15 protein-coding genes are annotated in these 17,012 nt (G+C 63.5%); 10 read left to right on the top strand and 5 right to left on the bottom strand.

Features of this window, described 5'->3' with window-relative positions:
- Nucleotides 1–52: 52 nt before the first annotated feature.
- From EYW45_RS20725 to EYW45_RS20710, 4 genes are all read left to right on the top strand, one after another.
- Entirely contained in the window at nt 53–589 is a 537-nt protein-coding gene (locus EYW45_RS20725; protein WP_161137362.1) for a sigma-70 family RNA polymerase sigma factor, read from the top strand.
- The gene (locus EYW45_RS20720; protein WP_161137361.1) at nt 570–1,547 is read left to right on the top strand and encodes a FecR family protein; all 978 of its coding nucleotides are present in this window, start codon (nt 570–572) and stop codon (nt 1,545–1,547) included. The genes EYW45_RS20725 and EYW45_RS20720 overlap by 20 nt, the downstream gene beginning before the upstream one ends.
- 99 nt (nt 1,548–1,646) lie before the next feature.
- The gene (locus EYW45_RS20715) at nt 1,647–4,067 is read left to right on the top strand and encodes a TonB-dependent siderophore receptor (protein ID WP_161137360.1); all 2,421 of its coding nucleotides are present in this window, start codon (nt 1,647–1,649) and stop codon (nt 4,065–4,067) included.
- A gap of 72 nt (nt 4,068–4,139) precedes the next feature.
- On the top strand, nt 4,140–5,342 hold the full coding sequence (locus tag EYW45_RS20710) for an MFS transporter (protein ID WP_407924951.1): 1,203 nt from the start codon (nt 4,140–4,142) through the stop codon (nt 5,340–5,342).
- 82 nt (nt 5,343–5,424) lie between these two features.
- Here EYW45_RS20710 and purM read toward each other — a convergent pair whose 3' ends face one another.
- Nucleotides 5,425–6,474, bottom strand: coding sequence for a phosphoribosylformylglycinamidine cyclo-ligase (gene purM, locus EYW45_RS20705; RefSeq protein ID WP_161137358.1), 1,050 nt, complete (start codon nt 6,472–6,474; stop codon nt 5,425–5,427).
- Nucleotides 6,475–6,622: 148 nt separating this feature from the next.
- On the opposite strand from purM, the gene hda reads away from it, so the two are divergent.
- The 4 genes from hda to folK are packed head-to-tail and all read left to right on the top strand — an operon-like array spanning nt 6,623 to nt 9,897.
- Nucleotides 6,623–7,321 (top strand): DnaA regulatory inactivator Hda, encoded by a 699-nt coding sequence (gene hda / locus EYW45_RS20700; RefSeq protein WP_161137357.1) that lies wholly within the window; start codon nt 6,623–6,625, stop codon nt 7,319–7,321.
- Nucleotides 7,318–8,016 carry an HAD family hydrolase gene (locus EYW45_RS20695; protein WP_161137356.1) on the top strand — a complete coding sequence of 233 codons (699 nt, stop codon included), beginning with the start codon at nt 7,318–7,320 and terminating at the stop codon, nt 8,014–8,016. Before hda ends, EYW45_RS20695 begins: the two co-directional genes overlap by 4 nt.
- Nucleotides 8,016–9,374, top strand: a complete 1,359-nt coding sequence (gene pcnB, locus EYW45_RS20690; protein WP_161137355.1) for a polynucleotide adenylyltransferase PcnB — start codon at nt 8,016–8,018, stop codon at nt 9,372–9,374. Before EYW45_RS20695 ends, pcnB begins: the two co-directional genes overlap by 1 nt.
- Before the next feature lie 37 nt (nt 9,375–9,411).
- Nucleotides 9,412–9,897 carry a 2-amino-4-hydroxy-6-hydroxymethyldihydropteridine diphosphokinase gene (gene folK, locus EYW45_RS20685; RefSeq protein ID WP_161137354.1) on the top strand — a complete coding sequence of 162 codons (486 nt, stop codon included), beginning with the start codon at nt 9,412–9,414 and terminating at the stop codon, nt 9,895–9,897.
- Here folK and blaOXA read toward each other — a convergent pair.
- Complete coding sequence (gene blaOXA, locus EYW45_RS20680; RefSeq protein WP_202444842.1) at nt 9,894–10,700, bottom strand: class D beta-lactamase; 807 nt, start codon at nt 10,698–10,700, stop codon at nt 9,894–9,896. The two genes, folK and blaOXA, sit on opposite strands and share 4 nt — an antisense overlap.
- 118 nt (nt 10,701–10,818) lie before the next feature.
- Here blaOXA and EYW45_RS20675 point away from each other — a divergent pair, with 118 nt between their 5' ends.
- Both EYW45_RS20675 and EYW45_RS20670 read left to right on the top strand, forming a co-directional pair.
- On the top strand, nt 10,819–11,679 hold the full coding sequence (locus EYW45_RS20675) for a LysR family transcriptional regulator (RefSeq protein ID WP_161137353.1): 861 nt from the start codon (nt 10,819–10,821) through the stop codon (nt 11,677–11,679).
- Nucleotides 11,680–11,822: 143 nt separating this feature from the next.
- Entirely contained in the window at nt 11,823–13,748 is a 1,926-nt protein-coding gene (locus tag EYW45_RS20670) for a B12-binding domain-containing radical SAM protein (protein WP_202444841.1), read from the top strand.
- A 57-nt stretch (nt 13,749–13,805) separates the two neighbouring features.
- Here the strand turns inward: EYW45_RS20670 and EYW45_RS20665 are convergent, their stop codons facing one another.
- From EYW45_RS20665 to EYW45_RS20655, 3 genes are all read right to left on the bottom strand, one after another.
- Nucleotides 13,806–14,171: a cupin domain-containing protein gene (locus EYW45_RS20665; protein WP_161137352.1), complete on the bottom strand. Its 366-nt coding sequence runs from the start codon at nt 14,169–14,171 to the stop codon at nt 13,806–13,808.
- 103 nt (nt 14,172–14,274) lie between these two features.
- A complete protein-coding gene (locus tag EYW45_RS20660) occupies nt 14,275–15,543 on the bottom strand; it encodes an NAD(P)/FAD-dependent oxidoreductase (protein ID WP_161137351.1) in 1,269 nt (422 codons plus the stop codon).
- Nucleotides 15,544–15,594: 51 nt separating this feature from the next.
- On the bottom strand, nt 15,595–16,899 hold the full coding sequence (locus EYW45_RS20655) for an MFS transporter (RefSeq protein WP_235939170.1): 1,305 nt from the start codon (nt 16,897–16,899) through the stop codon (nt 15,595–15,597).
- Nucleotides 16,900–17,012: the final 113 nt, after the last annotated feature.

Genomic DNA, 17,012 nt, shown 5'->3' with positions numbered 1-17,012 from the left:
GGCCCAGCAATAGAATGCAACTAAATCTCATTTACTTTTAGCAAGTGCATTCATGTTTTCGGCTGCCCCCGATTCGCCGCACGGCGACGTTCGCGATCTCTACCAGGACCATCACGTCTGGCTGGTCTCGCTGCTGCGCCGCAAGCTGGGCAATCGTGATTGCGCGGCGGATTTCGCGCACGACACCTTCGTGCGGGTGCTGCTCAATCGACAAGCGCGACCCGACGCCCCGTTGCCCAATGAGCCACGGGCATACCTCACCACGATCGCGCGCGGGCTGGTAATCGACCACTGGCGCCGGCGCGAAGTCGAAAGGGCGTATCAGGACATGCTGGCGACGCTTCCCGAAGCCGTGGCGCCTTCCCCCGAAGTGCGGATGCTGGTGATGGAAACCGTTTGCCGGATCGACGCCATGCTCGATGCGCTGGTGCCTGCCGTGCGCCGGGCGTTTCTGCTCGCGCAGGTCGAAGGACTTCCCGCGCCTGAGATTGCCCGGCAGTTGGGCATTTCGCGCGCGACCGTGGACCGCCACATTGCCAGCGCATTGCGGCACTGCTACAGCTTGCGCTATGCCTCAGAAAGCGCCTGACGCTGCGGCTGTGGATGCCGCCATCGATTGGGTGGTGGCGCTGCGGTTCAACGATGCCGAGCCGGAAACGTGGGCGCGCTTCCACACCTGGCGCGCCGCCGATCCTGCACACGATGCGGCGTGGCGCCGCCTGGAAGCCATGCATGCGGATTTTCCCGATGGGCCGCAAGCCGATCTCACGCGCAACACCTTGACTTCCCTGTATGACCGGCGCGGCGGGCGGCGGCGCGCGCTCAAGATATTCAGTGGGTTGGCGTTGCTGGGCGGATCGCTTCTGGTGACCCGGGAATTCACGCCGTGGCAGCGTCTGATCGCCGACTACAGCACCGGCTATGGCGAACGCCGCACGTTGGCGTTGGACGACGGCACCCAAATCGTGCTCAACACCGACTCCGCAATCGATGTGCAGTTCTCAGTGCACACGCGCCGCGTCCGGATGCTGCGCGGCGAAATGCAAGTGATCACCGGCGCCGACGCCCGGGCCGCATCGAAACGTCCATTATTCGTCGACACAACCTTCGGCGCTTTCGAGCCCATCGGCACCACGTTCCTGGTGGCGCTCAAATCCGCCGCCGCCGAACTGAGCGTTCAGGAAGGCGCGGTCGCCATGCACCCGCACGCATCGGGGCGGATGACCGTGGCGCAAGCCGGTGAAACCTGGTCGCTGCGGGACGGCAGTGCCTATCGCGTCACACGCCCGCCGATTCAGCCGGGCGCATGGCTGCGCGGCACGCTCGTCGTGGAAGACATGCCGCTGGGCGATTTGATCGGCGAATTGAGCCGTTATCGGTTGGGCTATCTGCACTGCGATGCGCGCGTCGCGCAACGCCGCATTACCGCCGTGGTGCATCTGGGCGATCTCGACCGGGCGCTCGATTTTCTGGCGGCCGCACATGGCTTGACCATCAGACGTCGCTCAGCCTACTGGATCGACGTGACGGATCGCATGCCCACCTAAATGCAACAATTGTTACGGCAGTGAGGAAATCGTAGGCACCGTTCGGTAGACGAGGCAAGGGCCCCTCAACCGACCACCCACCTATCGAGATCCACTGCCATGCCTTCTTCCCGATCACGCCTCCCCCGTGTCGCGCCCTTGATGCTCTGCAGCGCCTTGGCCATGGCGTTCGACGCCGGCGTTGCACACGCCCAGGCAGCGCCGTCCGTGACAAGCGCTACCCGAACCTATGAGATTCCGGCCGGCGCGCTGGCCCCGGCACTCAATCGGGTAGCCCAGGAAGGCGGCGTCAATCTCACCTACGAACAATCCGATACCGCCGGCAAACGCACGCGCGGGCTGAGCGGCAGCTACACACCTGCCGCCGCACTGCGCATGCTGCTGCAGGAAAGCGGGCTGGCGGCCGTGGCCACGGGCGCCGGCGGCTTTCGTCTGATCGCCGCCCCCTCGCGAAGCGATAGCGTATCGACCCTCGCGCCCATCACAGTGAGCGCAACCAGCGCGCGCACGGGTGTGGACGGCATCGTTGCACATAGCGCCACCAGCGCCATGAAGAGCGATGTGTCGTTGCTGGAAACGCCGCAGTCCATTTCGGTCGTGACGGCTGAGCAAATCAAGGCGCAGGGCGCGCAGAGCGTGAACGACGCGTTGCGTTATACCGCAGGCGTTCGCACGGAGAGCAGCGGCAGCCAGAAACTGGACGACAACCTGTACCTGCGCGGATTCGTCCAGGGATCGCAGGACATGTACCAGGACGGCTTGCGCGTCATCACGCCGGGATACTTCGGCTTCTACGCAGGTGAGACTTATGGCCTGGAACGCATCGAGGTGCTCAAGGGACCGTCGTCCGTCTTGTACGGCCAGCAATCGCCGGGTGGACTGGTGAATATGGTGAGCAAGCGGCCCACTGCCGATCCCGTGCAGGAAGTCGAACTGACGGTGGGCAATTTCGACCGCTATCAAACTGCGTTCGATTTTGGCGGAACCAACGACGACAAGACCATGCTCTATCGTCTGGTCGGTCTCGGACGCGATGCGAATACCCAAGTCGATCATGTCAAGGACGACCGCGTCTATATCGCGCCGAGTTTCACATGGCAGCCTAGTGCGGCCACGCAGTTCACGGTGCTGACGTCATATCAGAAGAACCGTGGCGACTATTACGCGCAAGTACCTGCCAGTGCGGTGCTCACGCAGAATTCGAATGGTCATATTCCTTTCAGCCGCTTTCTGGGCGAGCCCGATTGGGAAGGCGAAACCACCGAGCGCATGACGGCGGGATATGCGTTTTCGCATCGTTTCAACGAGCGCGTGAAGTTCGAGCAGAACCTGCGCTACTCGCACTTCGATAATCATCGGCAGTATCTGCAGGCCAATGGCGGCCTCGTCGATGAACGCTTGTTGAATCGCCGCTACACGATTCGAGATATCAAGGGCGACGGGCTTGCTCTGGACAACCGGCTCAATGTGGACTTCGACACGGGCGCACTTGCCCACAAGACCACATGGGGTATCGATTACCTGTGGGGAAAGTCCCATTGGAACGAACAGATCGGCGCGGCGTCGCGCATCGACATCTACAAGCCGGTATATGGGGCCATTCCCAACACGTCCGTATTCACCAGCAAATCGCTGCAAGACATCACGGCGTCCCAAGTGGGCCTCTACGCGCAAGACCAGATCAAGTACGACAAATGGGTCGCGACCTTGGGCGTGCGACAGGACTGGGCCTGGCGCGACACGAAAAACCGCACCACGCGCATCGATACGAAGCAAACCGACGACGCATTCACGTGGCGGGGCGGGCTCACCTACCTTTCGGATAGCGGCTTGGCGCCGTACGTGAGTTATTCACAGTCGTTCTCGCCTGTGGTGGGCTCGGATCGGCTGGGCAATGCCTACGTGCCGGAGGAAGGTCAGCAATACGAGGTGGGCGTGAAGTTTCAGCCGGCGGGCTACAACAGCTTCATCACGGTCAGCGCCTTCAATCTGGCGCGTCAGAACGTGCAGACGATCGATCCGGTCAACACGAATTTCTCCGTACAAACCGGCGAAGTGCGGGTGCGCGGACTGGAAGTCGAAGGCGTGGCGGCGTTGGACAATGGCGTGAGCCTGACCGCGGCGTACACCTATAACGATGCGGAAATCACCAAGACCAATATCGCGGCGCAGAAAGGCAACACACCCTTTCGCGTGCCGAAGCACGCCGCCTCGGCGTGGGTGAACTACGATTTTCAGGTCGCCGCACTGCAGGGCTTGAGTGTGGGCACCGGTGTGCGCTACATCGGTTCGACGATGGGCGACGACGGCAACACCTTCAAAGTGCCCGCGTTCACCCTGGTCGACGCCGCGTTGCGCTACGACTTCGGGAAAGCGATTCCGGCCGCGAAAGGCCTGACCGGCAGCATCAACGTGAGCAACCTGTTCGACAAATACTATGTGCCGGCATGCTTCACGGTGAACGCATGCAACTACGGGTCGTCGCGCACCATCATCGGTAGCCTGAACTATCGCTGGTAAGGTGTCGGCGCGGACGCTAGTGCGTTATCCTCGTCGCGCCCGCCACCCTGCACCCCACTTGCCATGCCGCCGTTGTCAGCCCGCACGTCTTCCGCCATTCCGCGCACGGTCTGGATGCTCGGTATCGTGAGCATGCTCATGGATGTCTCGTCCGAGATGATTCAGACGATGCTGCCGGTGTACATGGTGTCGACGCTGGGGCTGTCGGCGATCTGGATCGGCGTGATCGAAGGCGCGTCGGTCACGATCGCGATGACCACACGCCTTTTCTCCGGCGTGCTGTCGGATATTTTTCAGCGCCGTAAAACCCTCACGTTGATCGGCTACGGGTTGGGCGCGCTGTCCAAGCCGTTTTTCCCGTTGGCGGATGCGGCGCTCACCTTGGTGGGCGCGAAGTTCCTCGATCGCGTGGGCAAAGGCATTCGCAGCGCACCGCGCGACGCCATGATTGCCGACGTGGCCCCGCCGGGCCTGCAGGGCGCGAGCTTCGGGTTGCGCAAGTCGCTTGACACCGTGGGCGGCTTTCTGGGCCCGCTGATCGCCATCGGCATCATGCTGGCCAGCGGCGGCGATATCCAGTTGCTGTTCTGGATTGCCGTGATTCCGGCGTTTCTCGCCATCGTCGTGCTTGCTGTGGGCGTGAAGGAACCCGCGCGCGTCAGCGACGCTACGGCCCGCCAAGAAAAGAAAAAACTTACCGTCAAAGATGCCGTGCGCTTGAGCCCGGCGGTGTGGTCGGTGATCGTGCTGGCGGTGCTGATGTCGGGCGCGCGCTTCAGCGAAGCGTTTCTGCTGTTGCGCGCGCAACAGGCCGGCTGGTCGCTGGCGTGGTTGCCGCTCGTGGTGGTCGCCATGCATCTGATCTACGGCCTGGTGGCTTATCCCGCCGGCAAGCTGTTCGATCGTCTGGGCGCGCGTGGCGTGCTGGCCGCCGGCATGCTATGCCTGGCTGCGGCCGATCTGGCGCTGGGGCTGGCCAACGGCATGCCGCTGCTCATCGTGGGCATTGTGCTGTGGGGCCTGCATATGGGGTTGTCGCAAGGCGTGCTGGCGGCCTTGGTGTCGTCAGTGGCACCGGCGCACCTGCGTGCCACGGCCTTTGGCGTACTGCATCTGGCCACGGGGCTGGCCGTGCTCGCGGGCAATGTGCTGGCCGGCGTGTTGTGGGAAACCGCAGGCCCCGCATACACGTTTTACGTGGGCGCCGGCCTGAGCCTGGCGGCACTGGCCGTGGTGCTGTTCATGCTGCGGGCCAGGCCCGAAGCTGCGGCGTAAGCGATAAGCGGAAAACGCAGATCGAACAACGCAAAACGCAATCGGCGCCATATGGCGCCGATTTGCAATACCCGATCTACACTTATTCGACGGTCGTTTGCGCAGCGCCTTCGGCCTGCTCGACGATCTCGCCCAGTGCGTACACCGTCTCACCTTGCGCACGCAGCGTGTCGGCAATCGCGTCGGCACGCGCGGCCGGCACGATCACGACCATGCCGATGCCGCAGTTGAATACGCGGTGCATTTCATCATCGGCCACGCCGCCTTCTTTCTGCAGCCACTGGAAAAGCGGCGGCAACGTCCAGGCGCTGCGATGCAACTTGGCCGAAAGACCCTTTTGCAGGATGCGCGGCACGTTTTCGGTCAGGCCACCACCGGTGATGTGTGCCATCCCCTTGATATCGGCGCCGTGGGCCTCGAGCGCGGCGAGCATCTGCTTCACATAGATGCGCGTGGGCGCCATCACCACATCCACCAGCTTTTCGCCGTGGAAATCGTCATCGGGCTTCGCACCCGCGCGATCGATGATCTTGCGGATCAGCGAGTAGCCGTTGGAGTGCGCGCCGCTGGACGCCAGGCCCAGCACCACATCGCCCGGCACAATCGACTTGCCGTCGATGATCTTGGGCTTGTCGACCGCGCCGACGGCAAAGCCGGCCAGATCGTATTCGCCATCGGGGTACATGCCCGGCATTTCGGCCGTTTCACCGCCGATCAGCGCGCAACCGGCCAACTCGCAACCGCGCGCGATGCCGCCGACGACCGAGGCCGCCGTATCGACCGACAATTTGCCGCAGGCAAAGTAGTCGAGAAAAAACAACGGTTCGGCGCCTTGCACGAGAATGTCGTTCACGCTCATGGCGACCAGATCGATGCCCACGGTATCGTGACGCGACCACTCGAACGCCAGGCGCAACTTGGTGCCCACGCCATCGGTGCCGGACACCAGAACCGGCTCGGCAAACTTCTTGGGCACTTCGAACAGCGCACCGAAACCGCCGATGCCTCCCAGCACACCGGCACGCATGGTGCGGGCGGCAAGCGGCTTGATACGGTCGACCAGGGCGTCGCCTGCGTCGATATCGACACCGGCGTCGCGATAGGTCAAAGGAGCGTTGTTTGCATTCGTCATGAGAAAAACCGTGGGGTATGTAACAATTGCGGGATTCACTAGGTATCGCCCATTTTACGATGACACGACTGTACGCGCGTGCGCAACCCCGCAAATCAGGGTTAGAAGGCCGTTTCACGGCCCTCTTGGCCCTATGGGAGCGCCGCGCATGACCCGCCAGCTGGTGCTCGACATGCTGCCGGTGACCGCGCCCACATTGGCCAATTATTTGCCTGGCCAGAACGCGGAAGCGCTGGCGGCACTGAAGTCGCTCACCCCCGGACACGCCATCTATCTGTATGGTGCGGCCGGTTGCGGGCGGACGCATCTCGCGCGCGCCACCACGCAGTCCAACGGCCGCTACCTGATGGGTCCGGACGATACCGCGGCGCTCGAAGCGCTGGCGCATGCCGAAGGCGGTACCCCCTTGCCGGCCCGCATTGCGGTCGATGATGTGCACCGCATGGACGAGGCCGGCCAGGCCGCGCTCTTCGCCCTGTACAATCGCTGGCGCGAATCTGCGGCAACCGCCGGCGCATTTGCCCTCGTGGTCGCTGGCGACCGCGCCCCCCTGAACATGCCCCTGCGCGAAGATCTGCGCACCCGGCTGGGATGGGATCTGGCGTTTCGCCTCGAACCGCTGTCCGACGACGACAAGCGCGCAGCGCTGACCGCCCAAGCAGCCGACCGCGGGCTGCAATTGAGTCCCGAAGTCCTGCAGTGGATGCTGACCCACTACGAACGCGATATCCGGCGGCTGTCGGCCTTGCTGATCGCCGTGGACCGGCATTCGCTGGCCACCGGCCGCCGCATCACCGTACCCTTATTACGCGCCATGCTGGCCGACCCTGACTCTCCGCTCACATGACCTCTCGCCGTCTCGCGCTTTTCGATCTGGATCACACGCTGCTGCCTCTGGACAGCGACTATCAGTGGGCCGACTTCATGGCCCGCACCGGCCGCGCCGGCGATCCCGAGGTGGCCCGGGCGCGCAACGAAGATCTGATGGCGCAGTACAACGCGGGCAATCTCACGGCCGAAGCCGCCGCAGCCTTCATGTTGGGGCTGCTGGCACCGCATCGGCCGTCCGACCTGGCCGCGTGGCACGAAGCCTTCATGCAGGAGGTTATTCGCCCCAGCATGACCGAGGCCGCCATCCAGTTGGTCGAAAGTCACTTGCAGGCCGGCGATCTGTGCGCCGTGGTCACCGCCACGAATACCTTCGTGACGGCGCCGATCGCGCGCGCCTTCGGCATTCCGCACTTGATCGCCACCGATCCGGAGTACGTTGCCGGCCGCTATACCGGCCGCATCGAGGGTGTGCCGAGTTTCAAGGAAGGCAAGGTCACGCGTGTGAACGCGTGGCTCGACACGCTTGGTCTCTCGTGGCAGGATTTCAGCGAATCGTTTTTCTACAGCGACTCGATGAACGATGTGCCCTTGCTGGCCGAGGTCAGCCGTCCCTTTGCCGTCAACCCCAGCGACGCCTTGCGCAAGTACGCGCAAGCGCAAGGCTGGCCCATTCTGTCGCTTTTCGAAGCGACGCAGGATGCGAAGTCCTAATGATCACCGACACAATAAAAAAATTCGTCAGCCGACTGCTCACCCCCAAGCCGACCGGGCCCTTGCGTATCGGACCGGAAAGCCACGGCATCGACCGGCGAAATGTGTCGCGGCATGCCATCAAAGTCTGTGAAGTGCTCCAGCACGAGGGGTACGAGGCTTACATCGTCGGCGGCGCGGTCCGCGACCTGATCGTCGGCATGGAACCGAAAGACTTCGACGTGGCCACCAGCGCCACGCCGGATCAGGTGCGCCCGCTCTTTCGCCGCGCCCGCATCATCGGCCGCCGCTTTCAGCTCGTGCACGTGGTGTTCGGCCAGGAAATCATCGAAACCTCGACCTTCCGCGCCCCCGCCAACGAAACGCAGGAAACCGACGAGCACGGCCGCATCCTGCGCGACAACACCTTCGGCAATCAGGAGCAGGACGCCGAACGCCGCGACTTCACGATGAATGCGCTGTTCTACGATCCCGTGACCGAACAGGTGATCGATTATCACGACGGCGTGGCCGACCTCAAGGCCCGCCGCATCCGCATCATCGGCGATGCCGCGCAACGCTATCGCGAAGATCCCGTCCGCATGCTGCGCGCCGTGCGTTTTGCGGCCAAGCTCAACGCCACCATCGACCCGGCGACGCGCGAGCCCATCGCCACCATGGCGGAATTGATCAACAACGTGCCGGCCTCGCGCCTGTTCGATGAAATGCTCAAGCTGCTCACCTGCGGCCACGCGATGGATTGCCTGCGCCAGTTGCGCGCCGACGGTTTGCATCACGGCTTGTTGCCCATGCTCGATGTGGTACTCGAACAACCGGGTGGCGAACAATTCGTCGAACTGGCACTTGAACGCACCGATGCGCGTGTGCGATCCGGCAAAACGGTCAGCCCCAGCTTCCTGTTCGCCGCCTTGCTGTGGCAGCAGGTCGACGTGCGCTGGAAGCAGTACCTGGAGCAAGGCGAGCCCACCATCCCCGCACTGTCGCAGGCAGTGGATTCGGTGCTCGACGAACAGACCGAGAAGATGGCCATCCAGCGCCGGTTCTCGTCGGACATGCGCGAAATCTGGTTCATGCAACCGCGTTTCGAGCGCCGCATCGGCAAAACCGTCTACCGCATGATCGAGCAACCGCGCTTTCGCGCGTCGTGCGACTTTTTGCAGTTGCGCGCCGCCGCCGGTCAATTCGACAGCGTCCTGGCGCAATGGTGGATGGATCTGGCCAACGCCAACGATGAAAAGCGCGCCGAGATGATCGAGGACGCTGCAGCCTTGCCCCGGCCCGCCGGACAGCCCGCCGATCCGGCCAAGCGCCGCCGCAAGCCGCGCCGCAAACCCGCAGCCGCCCCCCCGGTCATTTGAGACGCGCTCTTCTAGCCTCGCTGTTGAGGACGCCGACTTGACGCCAGTCTCTGCATACATCGGACTGGGTGCCAATCTCGGCGACCCCGCGGCCACGCTCCAGGCTGCATTGGACGACCTCGCCGCGCAGCCGGGGATCACGGCGTGCACGGCATCGCCCCTCTATCGCACGGTGCCGATCGACACCGATGGGCCGCTTTTCATCAACGCCGTCGCCCGCATACACACCACGCTTTCACCCCTGACATTGCTGGACGTGCTGCAGGCAATCGAGAACGCGCACCACCGCGAGCGGCCTTACCGCTACGCCCCGCGCACCCTCGATCTGGACCTGCTGCTGATGGATGGCGTGGAGATGCACACCGAACGGCTCACCGTGCCGCATCCGCGCGCGCATCAACGCGCCTTCGTCTTGCGGCCCCTGCAGGATCTGGCGCCCGATCTGGTGCTGGCGCAGGGCAGCCTGACAGCGCTGCTCGCGGCCTGCGCGGATCAAGCGATTCAGCGGCTCGACACGGTTTAATCGCCCGGCAACCACGCCGGCAGATCCTTCAACATCCCGTCGCGCGCCCGGGGGCCACCGTAGCCTTCGGTTTTGCTGTCGTCACGTACCAGCCGGGCAAAGGTCACCGTGCGCTTGCCATTCGTGGCCCATCCCACGAACCAGCCAAACTGGCGCGCGCGCTCGATCGCACCCTTGGCGTCCTTCTGAAACCCCGACCCCGTCTTGCCGTACAAGGTCCAACCGGGCTTCACGGGAAACGTGGGCATGGCCGATTGCGTCTTCGCCATCACGTCCGGTGGCAAACCAAGCTGCTGTTGCTGCAGCCGGCGCAGAAAGGCCACTTGCTCGTCGGGTGAAATCGCAAGTGACGAACTCAGCCACGCGTGCGTAAGACCGTTGTTTTTGCCTGGGTCGCCGGTGACGTCGCGATTGCCGTACGACCAGGCGTCGAGATAACCTTTGAATGCCGCCATGCCCATTTTCTGGGTGAGTTCCTGCGAGTACCACACCACTGAATCGCGCAGCCATGCGGTGGGGTCGATATCCTGCTTCCACGCCGCCATCCAGGCTTCGTACTCGGGCTTGTACTTCCACACCGGCGCATGCGCATCTTGCAGCACGCCGCTCGCAAAGCCCATCACCGCCAACGGCACCTTGAAGCTGGAGGCCGGACTTTCGCGGGTGTCGCATTCACCCGAGCGGTGCAGGACCTGACCCGACGCGGTATCGATCACGACCGAACAGGTCGGTGCCGCAACCGCGCCCGGCGCCCACGCCGCGCTTGCCACGCTCAACGCGGCGGCCATCATCCATTTGCTCATTACATCTGTCCTTATCGATCCTGTTAAAACGAGCCGCCACGATACCGGGCCGGTCATGGCCCCACAATCGCAGATAATTGAGCCGACCCATAAGAAAAACGATGCCCTGGAGACCCGTATGCAGTTACCGCTGAACGCGCTGCGCGCCTTCGAAATGTCGGCCCGACACTTGAGTTTCACGCGTGCGGCGGTGGCGCTCAACGTGTCGCAAACCGCCGTCAGCCAGCATGTGAAAAACCTCGAAGAGCGGTTGGGTGTGGTGCTGTTTCGGCGGCTGCCGCGCGGCCTGGCGCTCACCGACGAAGGTGCGGCGATGCTGCCCGTCCTCACCGACGCCTTCGAGCGTATCGCAACGATGCTGGAGCAATGCAAGAACAAGCATTCGCGCGAGGTATTGTCGGTGGGCGCCGTAGGCACCTTTGCCACCGGCTGGCTGCTGCCCAGACTACGGGCCTTCCAGAGCCGGCACCCTTTCGTCGATTTCCGTCTCTTCACCAATAACAACAACGTCGATCTGGCCGGCGAAGGTCTGGACTACGCCATCCGCTTCGGCAATGGTGCGTGGCATGGCACCCATGCCGAGCCGCTGCTCGATGCGCCCTTATCGCCGATGTGTGCCCCCGAGGTGGCCGCGCGGCTCACCGCCGCAAGCGATCTCGCGCGCGAGGCGCTGCTGCGCTCCTATCGCGCCGACGAATGGACCCTGTGGTTCGAGGCCGCAGGGGTGCCCTGCCCGGTCGTGCACGGCGCGGTATTCGACTCGTCGCTGGCCCTGGCGCAAGCGGCGGCACAAGGCGCCGGCGTGGCGTTGCTGCCGGCGCGGCTCTTTCAGCGCGAACTGCGCCGGGCGGAACTGGTGCAGCCGTTCGATCTGTCCATCGTCTGCGGCAGCTATTGGCTGACCCGCCTGCACTCCCGCAGCGAAACGCCCGCGATGCTGGCGTTCAAAAACTGGTTGCACGACGCGACCCACGCGTAATTCACCTGCCGCCGGAGGTGCCTCCGAGGAGCCCACTGGCCCTCGGTCGACCCTCGCACCGCCTTGCCGACGCTGCGGCAACAGGCGGCCCGCCTATAATCTCCGATTGCATATCCTCTTCGTGGGCACGCCTGCCCCGTCTCATGTCCGCTCTGCCGCTCCGCGTCCTGTCCGTCATCCCGCCGATGACGCAGCTCAATACGCCCTACCCGTCCACCGCTTACCTGACCGGTTACCTGCGCTCGCGCGACATTACCGCGTACCAGGAGGATCTGGCCTTGGCGCTCGTGCTGCGGTTGCTCTCGCGCGAGGGGTTGCAGGCTGTGGCGGAGCAGATCGAGGCGCTCGATCCGCGCGATCATACGCAGCCGATCCAGGCGTTCGTGGCGCAACAGGCACGCTATTTCGCCACCATCGGGCCCGCCATCGCGTTCCTGCAAGGGCGGGATTCGACGCTGGCGCACCGCATCGCGGGGCGCAACTTCCTGCCGGAAGGCCCGCGCTTCGCGTCGCTCGACGTGTACATGGACGAAGAAGGCGGCGACCCGCTGGGCTGGGCGTTCGGCGCCCTGGGCTTGCACGACCGCGCCAAGCATCTGGCCACCCTCTATCTGAACGATCTGGCGGACGTGCTGCGCGACGCGATCGATGAGCGCTTCGAGTTCGTGCGCTATGCCGAGTCGCTGGCAGGCAGCCAACCCACGTTCGATCCCTTGGCCGAAGCGCTGGCCGCCCCTACCAATCTGGTGGACAACACCTTGAGCGCGCTGACGCTGGCCGCCGTCGACCGCCACACGCCCACCGTGGTGCTGCTCTCGGTGCCGTTTCCGGGATCGGTGTACGCGGCCTTTCGCATCGCGCAAACCATCAAGGCGCATCACCCGCACATCGTCACGGTACTGGGCGGCGGGTATGTGAATACCGAACTGCGCGAGTTGAGCGAGCCACGCGTGTTCGACTATTTCGATTACGTGTCGCTGGACGCCGGCGAACGGCCGCTGTCGGCCCTGCTCGATCACATCCAGGGCAAGCGCTCGCGCCAGCGCCTGGTGCGCACGTTTCTGCGCGATGCCGAAACGGGGCAGGTGAAATACGTCAACATGGTGGAGCCCGATGTGGCGTTTGCCGAAGTGGGCACGCCCACCTGGGACGGCCTGCCACTGGACCGCTACCTCTCGCTGCTGGACATGCTCAACCCCATGCACCGGCTGTGGAGCGATGGCCGCTGGAACAAGCTCACCGTAGCGCACGGCTGCTACTGGAAGAAGTGCAGTTTTTGCGACGTGAGCCTGGACTACATCGGCCGCTATGAAGGCGCCTCCGCCACCGTACTGGCCGACCGGATCGACGCCATCGTGCGCGAAACCGGCCAAACCGGCTTTCACTTCGTGGACGAAGCCGCGCCGCCCAAGTCGCTCAAGGCCCTGGCCACCGAGCTCATCGCGCGCGACACCGGCATTTCCTGGTGGGGCAACATCCGTTTCGAGAAAACATTCACGCCCGATCTGTGCGATCTGCTTGCCGATAGCGGCTGCATTGCCGTATCCGGTGGGCTTGAAGTCGCATCGGATCGACTGCTCAAGCTGATGAAGAAAGGCGTGTCGGTCGAACAGGTCGCACGCGTCACGCGTGCCTTTACCGACGCCGGCATTCTGGTGCACGCCTACCTGATGTACGGATTTCCCACGCAAACGGTGCAGGATACCGTGGACGCGTTGGAATACGTGCGCCAGCTTTTCGAAAACGGCTGCATCCAGAGCGGCTTTTTCCACCGCTTCGCCTGTACGGTGCACTCCCCCGTGGGCCTGAATCCCGAAGAATACGGCGTGACCTTGCAGCCCTTGCCGCCGGTGAGCTTCGCGAAGAACGACATCGGTTTTCACGACCCCACCGGCGTGGATCACGACGAACTCGGCCGCGCGCTACGCAAGGCGATCTACAACTTCATGCACGGCATCGGGCTTGAAGAAGACGTGCGCACCTGGTTTCCGTTTAAAGTGCCCAAAACCACCGTGCCGCGCAACAAGATCGAGCTGGCGTTGCGCGAGAGCGGCCAGTACGTCGACTGACAGCGGGCGTGGCGCGACTGTTCTGTCGTCGTCAAGCCAGACGATCAACCCAGACGGTCAAGCCGTCTCGGCCACCATGTAGACCTTCTTCACGAAGCTGTCGATCTCCCACCGGCCCTTGTAGCCTTCGGGCATGATGAAGGGATCGCCCACGTTCAGCGTGTGTACGGTGCCGTCCGGATCGACGATGCGGCAGTCGCCTTCCACGATATGGCCGTACTCGATATAGCCGGTGGTGTCGGCCTGGAACACGCCGCTGGTGCTTTCCCACACGCCTGCACGTACCTTGCCGCCACGACCTTCGAACACCTTCATGCCGTTGAATTTGGCATCGCCTGAAATCGGGCGCTTGGGTGCGGCAGGCTTGGGATTGGCCAGGGGGCCCGTGGAAATGCGCACCAGTTTGGGTTCAGTCGTCGACATGCAAAGCTCCAATGCAAAAAAACGGGCGACGGCACATGCCGATCGCGATGAATGAGGGTAGCCCGGGCGTGTCCAACGCAGACGCGCCGAGGCATGAAAACGTCTAGCGCGCAAACCGCGCCAGCCGGTAAGGATGGGGATCGACCAGTGGGGGATGGCCCTGCACCAGATCGGCCATCAACGCGCCGGCCGCCGGCCCGATACCGAAGCCGTGACCGGAGAAACCTGAGGCCAGAAAGAATCCTGGCACATGATCGACGCCAGAGATCACCGGAATGGCATCCGGCGTGACGTCGATGAAGCCGGCCCACGCTTTCGCGACCGTCGCCGCATCGAATGCAGGGAACGCCTGCTTGAGCTTCGCCAGCGCCACATCGATCGTCTTCATGGTGGGCGCCGGATCCAGCGTGCGCTGGCGTTCGAACGGCGTCTCGCGATCCAGCGGAAAGCGGCGTGGCAAGGCGAGTTCTTCAAAGAAGCGTTTACCGAAACGCAACTTCAGGTATTTGCGCTCGGCCAACCATGCCGGCAGAAACTGCCGCATCAACCGAATGCTGTCCGGCGTGAGATCGGCATACGAGGCGCCCAATTGCGACACGGAATACCCGCCATCCAACCGCTTGCGGCACGTGAAGTCGCCGCCGTTGATGGCCAGATCCAACCCCGTTTCGAGCGGTGCGGTACGCAGCACCGATGCATGCACCTTAAGCTGCGGAAACGATACGCCGCTATTGCCGCAAAAAAGCCGCGACCATGCGCCGCCGGCCAGCACGACCGCATCGGCCGCCACGCGGCCGGCCTCGGTGATCACCCCCGCCACCTTGCCGCCTGCCTGATCCAGCCCACGCACGGCGCACCGCTCGAAGATCTGACATGTGGCGGCCTGCGCCAAACGCGCGATGGCATGCGTGGCCAATGTCGGCTCGGCCACGCCATCGTCTGCGCTGTAGAGCGCGCCGGCCCATGCGCGCGGCGACGGCTGCGAGAGGATCTCCGGCAGATCCGCAGCACCGATCAATCGGGCCGTCACACCCAGCGCTTGCGCCCGCTCAAGCCAGACCGCATGCCTGGCCATCTCGGCCTCACTGGCGGCCAGGTATGCCAGACCCGTCTGCCGATAACCCACGTTCTCCGCCTGCTGGATCTCGCGCCACAGGCCGTTGGCATGCAACGACAGGGGCAATTCGGCGTGGTCGCGTCCCACTGTTCGAATCCAACCCCAGTTGCGCGACGATTGTTCGCCTGCGATCGTGCCTTTCTCGAACACCGCCACGCGCAAGCCCCGGCGAGCCAGCGCCCACGCAGTGCTCATGCCGATGATCCCCGCGCCGACGATGGCCACGTCGACGCGTTCGGGTAATGCAACAGTCATAACGTCCTTGGGCGCATCGCAACCGCGCCGGTGCAAAATAAAATCGGCGCGTCACTGCGCACGTGATCGGCTCATCAGCAGCGCGCAGAAGGCCACCGCGCCCACCGCGATCAGATAGTAGGCAGGCGCCATGATGCTGCCCGTAGCCGCCACCAACGCACCCACCACCAGCGGCGTCACGCCACCGAAGAAGGTCTGCGACGCCACGTAGGCAATCGACACGCCGGTGGTGCGGCACGAGGTGGGAAACAGTTGCGCCAGTACCGAGCCGATGGGTGCGTAGTAAAAGCTGAAGAACACCAACGACATCAAGCACTGAAAGAACACCAGCGAGCCGAACGATGGCGTTTGCGTGAGCACGTAGAAGGCCGGCACGATCACGATCAAGCCGAGAATCATCGCGGTCATCATCGTCTTGACGGCGCCCACACGATCCGCCACCAGGCCGGCGACCATGGGAAAGATCGTGCAGACCAAACCACTGCACAACGAAGCGATGAACGCCGCGTCCTTGGTGATGCCGAGGTTGTTGGTCGCAAACGTCGGCATATAGATGTTGACGTAGCTCGCCACGTTGCCGCCGGCGGTAATCAGCGCGCCGATCAGCAAATACTTTTTGTGAAACTTGAAGGTTTCCGAAAGCGGCTTGGCCGTCTTGGCCTTCTGCTCGTCGAACTCCGGCGTTTCGTTGATCTTGAAGCGGATGTATAGCGCCACCGGCCCGATCAGGCAACCGAAAATGAACGGCACGCGCCAGCCCCAGCTGTTCACCTGATCGGTGCGCAGATAGTGATTGATCAGGTAGGCAAACAGCGACGACACCACGATCGCGAGACCCGTGGTCGCAAATTGCAGGCTGCCGAGAAAGGCCTTGAGTTTGGGATTCTGTTCGGTCAGATACGAGTTGGCGCTGCCAAATTCGCCGCCGGCCGAGAATCCTTGCATCAGGCGGCCGAACACCAGAATCACCGGGGCCCAAGCACCGATGGCGCTATAGGTGGGCACCACGGCCATGAGTGCTGTACCCAACAGCATCAGCGTGGCCGTCAACGACAGCGCGGCTTTGCGACCTTTCTTGTCGGAGTAGATCCCCAGCAATACGGCGCCCAGCGGCCGAATCAGATACGAACTGGCGAACGTGAGCAAGCTGTACAGCAGTGCCGTCTGCGGGTCGGCTGAGGGGAAAAACAGCGCGGAGATCGTCACCGCAAACATTGCGTACACGAGCAGGTCGTACCACTCGAAAAAGGCGCCGATATTGGCCGCCACAATATCGCGCACCATCCCCTTGCGTGGGGCGCCGGGGGCTGCCGATCCGGCAGGCATCGCGCCCGCGGTCGTCGTTGTCAAAGTCATGTTGGCCTCAGTGCGGGCGCAAGAGCGCCCGCCGTATCTTTCGATGCGGAAAAAAGTACAGGCGACCGGCCTGCGCGTCAGACGGAAAAGGGGAGACTCGCGATCAACGCGAT

The sequence above is a fragment of the Schauerella aestuarii genome (assembly GCF_009866805.1).
Classification (GTDB): domain Bacteria; phylum Pseudomonadota; class Gammaproteobacteria; order Burkholderiales; family Burkholderiaceae_B; genus Schauerella; species Schauerella aestuarii.
This window is presented reverse-complemented; position numbering and strand designations above follow the sequence as displayed.

What these genes read in the sequence shown, in the direction of transcription:
- EYW45_RS20715 (WP_161137360.1), top strand. Translation starts at nt 1,647, where the DNA reads ATGCCTTCTTCCCGATCACGCCTCCCCCGTGTCGCGCCCTTGATGCTC.
- EYW45_RS20695 (WP_161137356.1), top strand. Translation starts at nt 7,318, where the DNA reads ATGACCTCTCGCCGTCTCGCGCTTTTCGATCTGGATCACACGCTGCTG.
- EYW45_RS20720 (WP_161137361.1), top strand. Translation starts at nt 570, where the DNA reads ATGCCTCAGAAAGCGCCTGACGCTGCGGCTGTGGATGCCGCCATCGAT.
- hda (WP_161137357.1), top strand. Translation starts at nt 6,623, where the DNA reads ATGACCCGCCAGCTGGTGCTCGACATGCTGCCGGTGACCGCGCCCACA.
- blaOXA (WP_202444842.1), bottom strand. Translation starts at nt 10,700, where the DNA reads ATGAGCAAATGGATGATGGCCGCCGCGTTGAGCGTGGCAAGCGCGGCG.
- EYW45_RS20725 (WP_161137362.1), top strand. Translation starts at nt 53, where the DNA reads ATGTTTTCGGCTGCCCCCGATTCGCCGCACGGCGACGTTCGCGATCTC.
- pcnB (WP_161137355.1), top strand. Translation starts at nt 8,016, where the DNA reads ATGATCACCGACACAATAAAAAAATTCGTCAGCCGACTGCTCACCCCC.
- purM (WP_161137358.1), bottom strand. Translation starts at nt 6,474, where the DNA reads ATGACGAATGCAAACAACGCTCCTTTGACCTATCGCGACGCCGGTGTC.
- EYW45_RS20660 (WP_161137351.1), bottom strand. Translation starts at nt 15,543, where the DNA reads ATGACTGTTGCATTACCCGAACGCGTCGACGTGGCCATCGTCGGCGCG.
- EYW45_RS20675 (WP_161137353.1), top strand. Translation starts at nt 10,819, where the DNA reads ATGCAGTTACCGCTGAACGCGCTGCGCGCCTTCGAAATGTCGGCCCGA.
- EYW45_RS20655 (WP_235939170.1), bottom strand. Translation starts at nt 16,899, where the DNA reads ATGACTTTGACAACGACGACCGCGGGCGCGATGCCTGCCGGATCGGCA.
- EYW45_RS20665 (WP_161137352.1), bottom strand. Translation starts at nt 14,171, where the DNA reads ATGTCGACGACTGAACCCAAACTGGTGCGCATTTCCACGGGCCCCCTG.
- EYW45_RS20670 (WP_202444841.1), top strand. Translation starts at nt 11,823, where the DNA reads ATGTCCGCTCTGCCGCTCCGCGTCCTGTCCGTCATCCCGCCGATGACG.